This window comes from Micromonospora sp. NRRL B-16802 (assembly GCF_001279555.1).
Lineage (GTDB): Bacteria > Actinomycetota > Actinomycetes > Mycobacteriales > Micromonosporaceae > Micromonospora > Micromonospora profundi.
In genome coordinates, this window is sequence record NZ_LGEB01000001.1 from 621,131 (window position 1) to 634,257 (window position 13,127).

Annotated in this window: 7 protein-coding genes and 1 pseudogene; 2 read left to right on the forward strand and 6 right to left on the reverse strand. The window is 69.0% G+C overall.

Going from position 1 to position 13,127, the window contains the following annotated elements; translation table 11 throughout:
• Positions 1-20: 20 nt before the first annotated feature.
• From ADK66_RS31190 to acs, 4 genes are all read right to left on the reverse strand, one after another.
• Positions 21-506 carry a hypothetical protein gene (locus ADK66_RS31190; protein ID WP_053652252.1) on the reverse strand — a complete coding sequence of 162 codons (486 nt, stop codon included), beginning with the start codon at positions 504-506 and terminating at the stop codon, positions 21-23.
• 131 nt (positions 507-637) lie between these two features.
• Entirely contained in the window at positions 638-3,046 is a 2,409-nt protein-coding gene (locus tag ADK66_RS02960) for an immune inhibitor A domain-containing protein (protein ID WP_053652253.1), read from the reverse strand.
• Between the two features lie 335 nt (positions 3,047-3,381).
• Positions 3,382-6,177: an immune inhibitor A domain-containing protein gene (locus ADK66_RS02965; protein WP_053652369.1), complete on the reverse strand. Its 2,796-nt coding sequence runs from the start codon at positions 6,175-6,177 to the stop codon at positions 3,382-3,384.
• A gap of 268 nt (positions 6,178-6,445) precedes the next feature.
• Complete coding sequence (gene acs, locus ADK66_RS02970; protein ID WP_053652254.1) at positions 6,446-8,410, reverse strand: acetate--CoA ligase; 1,965 nt, start codon at positions 8,408-8,410, stop codon at positions 6,446-6,448.
• A gap of 348 nt (positions 8,411-8,758) precedes the next feature.
• Between acs and ADK66_RS02975 the strand changes: the two genes are divergently transcribed.
• Entirely contained in the window at positions 8,759-9,505 is a 747-nt protein-coding gene (locus ADK66_RS02975; protein WP_053652255.1) for an oxidoreductase, read from the forward strand.
• Between the two features lie 36 nt (positions 9,506-9,541).
• Here ADK66_RS02975 and ADK66_RS02980 read toward each other — a convergent pair whose 3' ends face one another.
• Both ADK66_RS02980 and ADK66_RS02985 read right to left on the reverse strand, forming a co-directional pair.
• Positions 9,542-10,345: an HAD family phosphatase gene (locus ADK66_RS02980; RefSeq protein WP_053652256.1), complete on the reverse strand. Its 804-nt coding sequence runs from the start codon at positions 10,343-10,345 to the stop codon at positions 9,542-9,544.
• A gap of 349 nt (positions 10,346-10,694) precedes the next feature.
• On the reverse strand, positions 10,695-11,336 hold the full coding sequence (locus ADK66_RS02985; RefSeq protein ID WP_053652257.1) for a bifunctional 2-polyprenyl-6-hydroxyphenol methylase/3-demethylubiquinol 3-O-methyltransferase UbiG: 642 nt from the start codon (positions 11,334-11,336) through the stop codon (positions 10,695-10,697).
• Between the two features lie 362 nt (positions 11,337-11,698).
• Here ADK66_RS02985 and ssd point away from each other — a divergent pair.
• Positions 11,699-12,586, forward strand: a pseudogene (ssd, locus tag ADK66_RS02990) (septum site-determining protein Ssd); the annotation flags it as partial.
• Positions 12,587-13,127 lie beyond the last annotated feature (541 nt).

Sequence of the window (13,127 nt, forward strand, 5' to 3'; positions counted from 1 at the left end):
ACAGGCGACGGTACGGCCGTTCACTCGGGGATGATGCTTCTGGCCAGTCCCGGGCCGCAGCTGATGCGTGCTCGCGCGGGTCCGATTCGCAGCGTGACGAAGCTCCCGGTCCGTAGTTCGCCGGCGTCCGGGCCGTGCAGGGCGTATTCGGTGCCGTCCTCGCTGACGAGCCGGTAGCAGGGGCCGGTGCCGCCCTGGGTGATGGTGCCGCTGATCAGGTCGGTCTGCCGCAGGTCGCTGGGCGGGCTCGGTTTGGCAGCGGGTGGGCGCATCGTCGGCGGCACGGTGGAGGACAGCGGTGGGTTGGTGGCGGACAGCGACGGCGGGGCTGGAGGGGTGGTCTCGCCCGACGCGGACGGGTCGGTCGGGGGCGGCGTCGGTGTGACTGTCGGCGTGAGCGGGGTGGTGCCGCCCTCGGCGGGCGCTGCGGCGTCTCGGGGGCTGGCGCACGCGACCATCGTCAGCAGCGGGAGAAGCAGGACCAGGGCGCGGGGGGTTGTCAGCACATCTCTTCGACGCAGGTCAGGGCGCTGCGGTTCCGGCGGGAGGCCAGCTCGGGCGGCGTGGGGCCGTCGGTGTCGGAAACGGCAGCGGCGCCCGGGGAGAACCCCGGACGCCGCCGTCTGCTGCTGCGGAACTAGGAGATACGGATCTTCATCGAAGTGCCGTCCTGCTCCTGAACCTTGATCTTGACACCGGCTGCGGGGAGCTTGACGCCGTGGTTCGGCAGCTCCTCGTAGAAGTACTTCTTGGTGTCGTCGAACAGCGGCTCCGCGTCCTGGCCACGGATGTACTGCGGCTGGCTGTTGAGGCGCAGCGTGAACGAGTCGGCCTTCTTGAGGCTGAACGGCGCGTCGTACATCTGCACACGAGCACGCCAGGGAGCCCCGGTCAGGTTGTAGATCGGGCGCGGGTGCGCGTCGATGTACAGGTTCCGACCCTCACCCGGGTGGGCGACGGTGTTGTTGTCGGGCCAGCGGGTGTTCCAGTACGAGATGAGCAGGCCCTCCTGGTACGCGTAGTGGTCCACCCAGTTCGGGCGGGTGTTCGCGTAGCCGAAGAAGTACGGGCCGGTCTTCAGGTACTTGTCGTACGAGACGTACGACCGGTTGCCAGCGATGTAGTAGTTGTCGAACAGCCGGGTGTAGGTGGCCCCGACCGCCTCCCAACCCTTCAGGTCCCAGCCCGCGTCAGCGGTCTCGGCACCGTCGCTGAACACCGTGGCGCCGTCCGCGGTAACGGTGATCGCGTCACCGAAGAAGCCACCCTCGGCGACACCGCCGTCGGTGACGTAGTGCAGGCGGATCTGAGCCACCTTGCCGGCGAGCGACGTCAGCGGGATGTTGATGTCCGCCCACGCGCCGTTGCTGCTGCCGTCGAGGGCCGGGCGACCCGCGCCGTCCACGCCGATCGGCTCACCGTTGACCGTGCCGTCCAGGTCGACCCAGGTCTGGCCGCCGTCGGTCGACGCCTCGAAGTAGAGGTAGTCGTAGTTCTCCTCGATGGAGTACTTGCCCTTGAGCGACATCGCCGCCGAGGACTTGCCGGTGAGGTCGAACGTCCTCGTCATGGTCTGGTTGAGGTTGTCGTCGTTACCGGAGAAATACTGCTTGGAGCCCTCGAACGGTGCGCCGTAGTTGAACGTGTACTCCCGCTTGGGCAACACCACCACCACGGCCTGCGCCTTGGCGGAGTTGTACTCCTGCGGGCCGAGGTCCAACGTGCGCTTCTGCCCCGCCACGACCACCTCGTAGTCGAGCCAGCCGAGCTGGAGCTTGTTCCACGCGCCGAGGTCGCCGCCGCGCTCGCCGATGCCGCCGTCGTTCTTGGCGCCGAGTCGGCTCTGGGCCATCAGGGTCCAGTGCTCGTTGCTGTTGTCGGCCGGTCCGTAGTCGTCCGGCAGGCCCAGGTCGTGGCCGTACTCGTGGTAGAAGACGCTGCGGCCACCGTTTTCCGGCTGGATCGTGTAGTCGCGGATCCAGACGCCGGTGTTGCCGATCTGGGTGCCACCGATCGGGAAGTTCGGCGGGCCGACCGGCGAGCTGTTGAACGCCGACCAACGGTGGCTCCAGATGGCGTCCTCACCCTGCTGCGGGTCACCGTCGGCCTGGTCGCCGCCGGAGTGGACGATCTGGAAGTGGTCGATGTAGCCGTCCGACTCGTTGAAGTCGCCGTCACCGTCGTAGTCGAACCGGTCCCACTGGTCGTAGGACCGCATCTCCTCGGCGATCTGGGCGTCCGTCCGGCCCTTGGCCTTCTGGTCGGCGACCCACTGGTTGGCGGCGTCGCGGATCAGCGCCCACGTGTTCGAGCAGACGTTGTCGCCGCAGACGGCCGGGTCGCCGGTCGGGTCGTTGTCGGCCTTCGGGTCGTCGGAACGACCGTAGCGGGCCTCGTTGTACGGAACCTTGACCCAGTCGGTGACCTGGCCCTCGACCGTGTAGCGGCCGGAGGACTGGGCCTCGTAGTACTGCTTCAGCGACTCGTCGCCGGGGTTGGTGCCGAAGTACAGCTGGCGGAAGTGGTCCGGGCTGTAGTCCGGCTGCCAGACGGTCTTGTTGTCCACGGCCCGGTTGGGCTGCGGGATCTGGTTGTGCAGCGGACCCTCGAAGGTCGCCGGACCGGCGATGTTCGGGTTGAGGTCCTTGTCCGGGTAGGACGGGTGCCGCTGGTTGCCGAACTCGGCCAGGATCACGAAGATCTTGTCGGTCCGTTCGCGCTGGAGCTCGACGTACTGGTCCTCGGTCGCCTGGGCGGTGGCGGACCGGGCGTTGGCGTTGGTGTCCGCCTTGCCGACCTGACCGACCTTGACGACCGTGCTGCCGTTGCGCTGAATCGGCTTGCTGCGCCCGCTCAGTACGTCGCTGAGACCCTGCTGACGCAGCTCACGGCGCTTGGCCTCGAGCTTGTCGGGGAGTTCGTCCTTCAGTGACTGCGGTTCGGCGGCAGCCGGAGCTGCTGCCGGCAGTTTGGGCTGAGGCGCCGCCGAGGCGGACGGGCCGAAAGCCAGGCCTGTCGCCGTCAGTGAGAGCCCGAGCAGACCCACTGCGACTTTGCGCACGTGGTACCTCCGGTGTGAGGGAACCGGCCCAACGGGGGTACGGGCCGGCGATAGATCGATCCCACTAGTGGGACCAATGGTGAACATAGACACTGCTGCGTCGGGTGGGAAGACGAACGCGTCGATTTGTTGCAAGATTTTGTTGAGAACGCTTTTCACCGTCACACCTGCGCGCCTCATCTGGGCGTGGACCAGGCTCGATGTGCCGCGAGCGGCTATAGCGATGCATTTCGATAAGCGTGATCAGTTGTACGACAGTGGGGCCGGCGGCGTTCCCGCCACCGGCCCCACCGATACTGCTTGTCAGTTGCGGGAAACGGTCACCGCCTCGCGGAGGTGACGTGGATCGTGGCGGACGTGTTGTCCCGCGCGGCCTTCTTGATGGTGAGCGAGACGCCGTAGTTCACGCCCTGGTCCCCGGGGTTACCGGTGCCCAGCACGATCGCGCCGCCGCCCAGCGTCACGCCGTAGTACTCCGGCGCCGGGCTGCCGTCCGGGTGGGTGACCCGGGTGGTGTACGGCGCGTTGTCCCGCGACGGCAGCACCACCGAGGCGTCGTTGTCCCGCGCGTACGCGGCCCCGTCGCGCATCTCGATGCCCGGGTACCAGCCCTTGGCGTCGGTGAAGCCCTTGACCGGCGGCAGTGCCTTGAACTTCGTGCAGTACGCGCTGTACGGCTCGTCCGCCGCCTCCAGGCACTCCGTGAAGGGGTACGTCGGCTTCAGCGAGAACGCCGCGTTCGACGACTGCGGACGGCTGGGCAGGTTGTCCGTCACCGACGGGTCCTTCACCGCCGCCTCGCCGGTGCGCCGGTACGGGTCGAAGTGCGAGTCGACGATGAGCAGCCCGCCCTTCGCCCCGTAGCTGGGCAGGGCTGTCATCTGCCCGGTGACGTGGTTGACGTCGCCGAGCGCTGTGTCTCGGTACCAGACCAGCATGCCCGGGGCGTTGTACGAGATCCGGTCGACCTTCCACGCCTCGTGCGAGTAGATCGTGTCGTAGGTGTACTTCAGACCCTCGTCGAAGCCGTCGAAGTTGCGCCACTCGGCCAGGTAGTAGTGCGCGTGCACCTCTGTACCGGTGCTGATCTTCCAGCCCGCGCCAGTGGTGTCGACGAAGGTGCCGCCGGTGGCGGTCCAGCCGTTGTCGCCACCCTCGGCGTCGTCACTCCAGGTGGTGGTGCCGCCGCCGGTGACCGAGAAGTCGTCGACGAACCAGTTGCGCTCCTCGAACGCCTCGTCGGTGGCAAGGCGCAGCCGGACCTGGACCGTCGTGCCGGCGTACGCCGACAGGTCGACGTAGTCGTGCCGCCAACCGTCGGTGCTGCCGGTCAGGCCGTACTTCTTGCCGCCGAAGTCGTTCATCCGGCCGTTCGGGTCGGGGTAGCCGTCGGGCGTGGTGACCACGGCACCGGCCTCGTTGTAGACCTTCTGCTCGGTCCAGGTCGTGCCGCCGTCCGTGGACAGCTCGACGAAGCCGTAGTCCCAGTCCTGTTCGATGATGTAGTTGTTCCACATCCAGAACTTCGCGTCTGCGGCCGCCGGCACGTCGACCGAGCGGCTGAGCTTGACGTCGGCCCAGCTCTGGTCGTTGTTGCTGTGCCACATCTTCGTGCCGCTGTGCGGCGTGGCGAGCGTGGTCACCTTGTCCGGCAGGTCGACCTTGATGCCGTCCTCGGTGCGCACGGGCGTACGTGAGGTCTGCCCGACCTCCACTGTGCGCGGGCGCGAGCCGGGCGTCACGGTCAGCGGATCGGCCCAGCCGAGCACCCACTTGTCCCAGATGCCCATGTGCGTGGGCAGCGCCTGGAAGATCTCGCCTGAGTGCGATCCGGAGGCCATCAGGTCCCAGAAGTCCACGTCGGAGTCGGCGTTGCCGGACGTGTCGTAGAGGTCCGGCAGGCCGAGGTCGTGGCCGAACTCGTGGGCGAAGACGCCGACGCCGGCATCCTCCGGCTGCACGATGTAGTTCGACACCTTCAGGTTGGTGCCCGGGATGCTGTAGCCGCCGGTGACCGTGGAGGAGTGCGCCCACACGGCGTACGTGCCCTCGGTGCCGCCGCCACGGGACTTGCCCTGCCCGGCGTGCACCAGCACGAGGTGGTCGATGACGCCGTCCGGCTCGAAGAGGTTGCCGTCGCCGTCCCGGTCCGCCTGGTCCTCGATGTCGTAGTCGGCCCACGGGAAGCTGGGGTCCTGCGCGGCGAGCGCGTCGATCGCGTCGGTCGCCAGCCGGCCCGCGCCGGCCGGGTTGTCCGGGTGCCCGTTCATCGACTGCTGGCGGCCGGCGACCCAGTTGCCGTTCTCGTCCTGGAAGCAGCGCGACGCCGCGTACCAGCCCTCGGAGTGCGGCACGGTGATCCACGGGCTGGCCTGCCCGTCGACCGTGTACGCGTTCTTGGACATCTCCAGGTACACGTTGTGCATGGTGCGGCCGGAGAGGTCGATGCCCGGCTTGCCGTCCGGGCCCCTCAGGTCCTTGCGGACCCGCTCGGTGATGCCCTTCTTGCTGTACAGCATCTTGTCGTAGTGCGACGGCGAGAAGTCCGGCACCCACATCGAGTTGTTGTCCTCGTGCGGCAGTGTCGCCGGGTTCGCGATGTTGTTGTGCTTCGGGCCGTTCTGGACGGTGCCGGGGACGCAGGTGCGGTCCTCGAACACCGTCTTGGGGACCATCACGCCTGTGAAGTCGTCGTTGGCCTGGTCGTTGAACTCCACGAGCAGCGTCAGCAGCTTCGCCGTCTGCGTGGAGGGTGCCTTCTTGATCTTCCGGGGGTTCTTGCCCGTCTTGATCGACTTGGCTTCGATCTTCGCCAGCTGGCGGGCCGCCACCGGGTTGCCCCGGGCGTGCTTCTGGTCGAACGCGCGCGCGGCGTCGACGCCCGGCGTGTAGACGCCACCCTTGCCCTTGACCTCGCGGCCGTTGGTGTCTGTCTGCACCTCGGGCTCGGCGTAGTTGATGTAGTACTCGTCCGCTCCGATCACCGCCTGCGGGGTGGTGGCCGACGACTGGGCCGCCGCACTGCCGGTCACGGTCAGTGACGTGGCCGCGAGGGCGATGGCGGGTAGCGCGACGAGTAGTCGTCGCCGCGCCCCGGACTGCGGTTTGTGGTTCATGCCGCTCCAATTCTCGGGCATGGGGAGAGGGAAGCTGGAGTCGCCGCACATCGATGTGATGAACGTCGAACTGTCCCAACCTGCGTGAACCTAAGGCACAACCGGCCGAAAGGACAGAGGTGGCCCACCGCCTGTGCCCGTTCAGCCGCTCCCGGATCATCCGACCGACCGATGTGACGCTGGTTGGGCCGTGCGCGCCGTACCCGTAAGAAATGACGGAGGGTGGCGGTCCGTCCGGACCGCCACCCTCCGAGGTGTACGCCTGCCGTCAGTCCTCGTCGGACTTCGTGCCACTCATCCCCGACGAGATCAGGTCCATCACCGACGAGTCCTGCAACGTCGTCACGTCGCCGAGCGACCGGTTCTCCGCCACGTCCCGCAGCAGCCGGCGCATGATCTTGCCGGAGCGGGTCTTCGGCAACTCCGGCACCAGCATGATCTGCCGCGGCTTGGCGATCGGGCCGAGCGTCTTCGACACGTGGTTGCGCAGGTCCGCGATGAGCTGCTCACCGGCCTCGCCGGCGATGTCGGTGCTGCCGCGCGGGATGGCGAACGCGACGATCGCCTGACCGGTCGTCGGATCGGTGGCACCCACCACCGCAGCCTCGGCCACCGACGGGTGCGACACCAGCGCCGACTCCACCTCCGTTGTGGAGATGTTGTGCCCGGACACCAGCATCACGTCGTCCACACGGCCGAGCAGCCAGATGTGCCCGTCGTCGTCCTTCTTCGCCCCGTCACCGGCGAAGTACATGCCCTCGAACCGCGACCAGTACGTCTCGATGAACCGGTCGTCGTCGCCCCAGATGGTGCGCAGCATCGACGGCCACGGCTCCCGCAGCACCAGGTAGCCGCCACCGCCGTTCGGCACCGACTGGCCCTGGTCGTCCACCACGTCGGCGACGATGCCCGGCAGCGGGGTCATGGCCGAACCCGGCTTGGCCGCCGTCACACCCGGCAGCGGGGAGATCATGATGGAGCCCGTCTCGGTCTGCCACCACGTGTCCACGACGGGCAGCTCACCCCGGCCGACGTGCTGCCTGTACCACATCCACGCCTCGGGGTTGATCGGCTCGCCGACGCTGCCCAGCAGCCGCAACGACGACAGGTCGAAGCCCGCCGGGATGTCCTCGCCCCACTTCATCATGGTGCGGATCAGCGTCGGCGCCGTGTAGAGGATGCTGACCTTGTACCGGTCGACGATCTCCCAGAACCGGCCCTTGTGCGGGGTGTCCGGCGTGCCCTCGTACATCACCTGCGTGACGCCGTTGGAGAGCGGCCCGTACACGATGTAGGAGTGGCCGGTCACCCAGCCGATGTCGGCCGTGCACCAGTAGACGTCCGTCTCCGGCTTCAGGTCGAAGACCGCATGCGCGGTGTACGACGCCTGCGTGAGGTAGCCACCGGTGGTGTGCAGAATGCCCTTCGGCCGGGCCGTCGTGCCACTGGTGTAGAGGATGAACAGCGGGTGCTCGGCGTCGAACGGCTGCGCGGTGTGCTCGGCCGACGCCGTCTCCACCGTCTCGTGCCACCAGCGGTCCTTCGCCGTCCAGGCCACGTCCTCGCCGGTACGCCGGACCACGAGCACGTGCTCCACCGACGGGCAACTCGCCACCGCCTCGTCCACTGTCGGCTTCAACGCCGACGGCTTGCCCCGCCGGTAACCACCATCGGCGGTGATCACCACCTTGGCGCTGGCGTCCTGGATGCGGTTGCTCAACGAGTCGGCGGAGAAACCACCGAAGACCACACTGTGCGCGGCACCGATCCGGGCACACGCCAGCATGGCGACCGCAGCCTCCGGAATCATCGGCAGGTAGATCGCCACCCGGTCACCGGCGGTCACCCCCAGATCGGTCAGCGCGTTCGCCGCCCGGCAGGTCATCTCGTGCAGGTCGGCGTACGTGATCGTCCGGGTGTCGCCTGGCTCACCTTCCCAGTGGATGGCCACCTTGTCGCCCCGGCCCGCCTCCACATGCCGGTCCAGACAGTTGTACGCCACGTTGAGCTGCCCACCGACGAACCACTTCGCGAACGGCGGATTCGACCAGTCGAGCACCTCGTCCCACTTCTTCGACCAGGCCAGCCGGTCGGCCTGCTTCGCCCAGAAAGCGAGCCGATCGCCCTGCGCCTCGGCGTACGCGTCGACTGTGACGTTGGCGTGCGCGGCGAGTTCGGCCGGCGGGGGGAACTGGCGCGTCTCGTTCAGCAGATTGGCCAATGCCTCGCTCATGCCGTGGCTCCTCATCCTCGGGGTGACCTGGGTCTCGATGGCCAGAAGGGTAGTCGCGCGGTACCTGACCGGCGAGGGCCACCCGCCCCCTCGCGCCGAGCGGCCCGTGCCGCGCGCCCGACGGTGCCGCGCGCTCGCCGGTGCCTGCGCCGGCCGTGGCCGAGCACCTTGATCGACACGGGTTCCTTGAAATCGGGGCATCCCACGCGGCTGGACACCTCGAGTTCAAGGAACCCGTGTTGACCATGCCTTGCGGGGCCGCGCCGACCGCGAGGCTGAGCGGTGGTGCGGGTCGCGTTGCGGGCGGGTGCGGCCCGGACGGTCGGTCCGGGTCGCTAGCGTGACGGGGTGACCACCGACCCGCTCGCCCCGCTGCTCGCGCTCGCCGACATCGCCGCCGCCGTCGACAGCGCACGTGAGCGATTCGACAAGGCGCTGGGGCACCGCGCGCTACGCCGTAACGGCGGCCAGGTCGCGGCCGAGGTGAGCCTCCGGTCGGCGGTGGCCAGCGCCGCTCTCGAAGGGGCCGTCCACGAGCGCGAAGAGGTCCGGGCCGGCACAGTCACCGATCCGGTGCTCCAAGGAGCGCTGCGGGTCGCGGGGGCGCTACCCGGCCTGAGCGAGCTCTGGCCGAAGGCGCCCCGGCAGGCTCTCGCGAAGCTGCACGTACTCGCCGCCCGCGACATCGTGCCCGAATCCGAGCTGGGTCGCCCGGTGGCCGATCCGGTGGTCGCCGCCCGACTGGACGGGCTGGCCGGACTGGTCGCCGGAGGCACGAAGGTCTCCCCACTGGTGCTCGCCGCGGTCGTACACGGGGAACTGCTGAACCTGCGCCCGTTCGCCGGGCCGTCGGGCGTGGTGGCGCGGGGCGCGGCCCGGCTGGTGCTGCTCGCCAGCGGCCTGGACCCGCGCGGCCTGCTCGGCGTCGACGTCGGCCACCGCGAGCGCGAACCCGAGTACGTAGGCTCGGCCGGCGCGTTCGCCACCGGCACGCCCGACGGGCTGCGCTCCTGGCTGCGCCACTACATGGCGGCCGTCGAGGTCGGCGCCGACCAGCTCACCGCCATCGGCGACGAGATCCTCGCCGCCGCCTGAGCAGCCCAGCAGGCACGCCGTTCGCTGCCCCGCAGGTCAGGCGTTGGTGGCGGCGCGGGTTCGGCGGTGCCTGCCGTACCAGGCGATGCCGATGGCCACGCCCACGCCGACACCCAGGGCCGCAGCGGCGACCGGCACGGCCGGCCGCTCCCGCAGTCGGCGGCCCAGCGGGATCGGGTGCCGGAACTCCAGCACCGGCCAGGCGTTCTCCGAAGCCAGCTTGCGCAGCTGCCGGTCCGGGTTCACCACGCTCGGGTGACCCACGCACTCCAGCAAGGGCCGATCACTGTACGAGTCGGAGTAGGCGTACGAGTCGGCCAGGTCGTAGCCGCGAGCGGCGGCCAGCTCGCCGACCGCCTCGACCTTGCTCGGCCCGGCCGCGTAGAACTCGACCTCGCCGCTGTACCGACCGTCCTGCACCGTCATCCGGGTGGCGATCACATCGGTCACCCCGAGTAGTGCACCGATCGGCCGGACCATCTCCTCGCCGGAGGCGGACACCAGCACCACATCCCGGCCGGCGGCCTGGTGTTCCTCGATCAGGGCGGCGGCTTCGGCGTACACATAAGGGTTGATCAGCTCGTGGAGTGTCTCCGCGACGATCTGGCGGACCTGTTCCACCTGCCAGCCCTTGCAGAGTGCGGCCAGGTAGTCCCGTGTTCGGGCCATGGTCTGCTCGTCGGTGCCGCCCAGCCGGAACATCAGCTGCGCGTACGCCGACTTGACGACGTCACGCCGAGTGATCAGCCCATCCCGGTAGAACGGACGACCGAACGCGAGAGCGCTCGACTTGGCGATGACGGTCTTGTCCAGATCGAAGAAAGCGGCACTTCGGCCCACGGCGCGAAAGTCTAGCCGGATGGTCTATCGTCGGCGGGTGCCCGGGGTCACGCCACCCCTCGGACCTGCGGGCCGGGACCACCGACTCCACTCGGCGTGATGGCGCTCACACTCCGCAAGGAGATTTTCGCACTGCGTGGAGTCGACACCACTCGACGTGACGGGCCCGCTCAGGCAGACTTGTCCGCACGACGAGCTTTCACATCGTGAAATAGACAGACCCTCGGCGATTGCACCCCCCGTGATCGCCGAGTGGTTCGGCTCGACCCCCCCGGAGCCGAACCTTCGACGGCCCCCGTCTCCCCCCGACGGGGGTCGTCCCTTTTCTGTGGGAGTGCGCCACCGCAGCTCACGGACGGTCAGGCGCGGTCGGCGGTCGCTGTGCCCAGAACAGCGCGTGCCCGCTGGTGCCCTCCGGGACGAAGTCCTCCGAGCTGATCTCCAGCCCCGCTTGCCGCAGCCAGGAGCGGTAGGTGGCCGTGTCGGCTTGGCTCCACCACATGGCGGCCGGCCCGTCGAGCCAGTTGTCGTCGGTACCGGTCCACGCGTTGCTGCCGACGGTGGTGAGCAGCCAGCCGCCTGGCCGGAGCCAGCTGGCGATGTTCGTGATGAGCCGCGGTTGATCGGCCAACGGTAGGTGAATCAGGGCATAGAGGCAGACCACCGCGTCGAACGAGGTCGATGGCAGGTCGACTTGGGTGGCGTCGGCGCGTAGGAAGGTGCCGGTGGGCACGAGGCGCCGTGCCCGTTCGACCTGCACATCGCTGATGTCGATGCCGGTCACGTGGTGCCCGGCGTTGGCGAGGGAGCGGGCGACCGGCACGCCACAGCCGCATCCGAGATCCAGGACCGTGGACGAGGCAGGCAGGCGTCCGTGGAGGTCGTCGAGCCAGGGACCGTACTGGCCGTCAGCGGCGTCGTCCGCCCGGTAGTGGTAGGAGAGCTTGTCGTAGCCGCGTCGGACCAGGTCCCGCCCGTCGTCGCTGTTCATCCTGACGAGACTAGGAGAGCCGGCCCCGCTCGCCGATCCGTTTATTTCGCGGGGGATGCCCCCCATCGAGTACGCGCACGGCGTGGTGGCACCGCGCCTATTTGGCGACGGGGACATGTTTGCCGAGCGATCATGCTGCGTTCTATCCAGGGGCCGTAGCTGCGGCGCAGCCCGTGCGCATAGCAGATCAACCATCCCGGCGGGCGTTGTCCACAGGGCGCTGAGTTGTCCACAGGCGAGGAGGTTGGGGGCTCTACGCGGGGTCGATGGCGAGCAGGGTCGACGGCACAGAGCCCTGACCGCTGGAGGCCGCGATGGCACCCCGTACCTCCGTTCCGCCGATCCGCCGGCTTCCGCTGGTCATCACGGGGGACGACGACCTGCTCGACGACCTGCTCCGGCTCGCCGCCGCCGGTGGGACGGAGGTGGAGCTCGCCGAAGATCCGGCTGCGGCCCGTACCCGCTGGCTACCCGCACCGCTGGTGTTGCTCGGCGCTGACCAGGCGCAGCCGTGCCTGCGAGCACGACTGCCGCAGCGACCCCGCGTGGTGTTGGTGGGTCGGGCCGGCCAACTCGATCCCGGTTGGCAGATCGCCGAGCTGATCGGCGCAGAACACGTCGCCGTCCTGCCGGCCGCCGAGCCGTGGCTGCTGGACCGGTTCGTCGAGCAGGGCCCCGACTGTCCGGAGGGATCCGGCGCCCGGATTGTCGCGTTGCTCGGCGGGCGGGGTGGTGCCGGCGCGAGCGTCCTCGCTGGTGGGCTCGCCGTGACCGCCGCGCGGGCGCGACTGCGCACGCTGCTTGTCGACGCCGATCCGCTGGGCGGGGGCCTCGATCTCGTGCTCGGCTGGGAACAGTTGGAAGGGCTGCGCTGGCCGTCGCTCACCGGCGCGGACGGGCGGGTGGACGCGCCCGCGCTGGTCCAGGCCCTACCCAGCCGGGGTGACCTGGTGGTGCTCTCCTGGGATCGCGGCGAGATGCTGGCGCTGCCCGCCGCCGCGATGGCGGCGACAGTCGACGCCGCGCAGCGCGGTCGAGATTTCGTCGTGATCGACCTGCCCCGCCAACTGGACGACGCCGCCGTGATCGCACTGCAGGCGGCCGACCACGCGTTCGTCGTCGTACCGGCGGAGCTGCGGGCCACAGCTGCCGCCGCCCGGGTGGTGGCCGCCGCCGCCCCACACTGCGCCGCGCTGTCGGTGGTGGTTCGTGGGCCCGCTCCGGGTCGTCTGCGCGCCACAGAGGTCGCGTGTGGCACGAAAACCGACACCCCCGGAGGATTCTGATGAAGCGCGCCGATCACCAAGCCTGCGACCATCCACGTACGAGCGCTGCTCGTGCAGCTTGCCGAAAGGCTGGCGGGCCGGGGGTTGGTGCTGCCCATGTGTTGGACCACGCCAACTGTGGCCACCCGTCCACCAACGCGGCTCGTAAGCGATGCCGCCGGAAGACCTTGCCCCGCTTGGACTTCAGGCGAGGCGTCAGGTACGTCGGGGTAGGCGAACGAGCACCGGCTCAGTTGCCGATCATGCCCACTGATGGCCTCTCCACGACGTCCTTCGTTCACCTGCCTTTCGCGTCTGCGAACGAACTACTGATTAGCTTCTTCGCAGCACGGCACCAGGGCGACGAAGCGCGTCGCCGGTGCGAGGAAGGCAGGCCACACCCGCTGGCAGGCGAGCGGACCGACGAAGGCTACTGGCCCGATTACCTGACCGAGTACGACCACGTACCACCCCGACCGGATGCGTTCGATTCGTGGTGGGACCTTGCGTAACGTGCTTCCTTCTC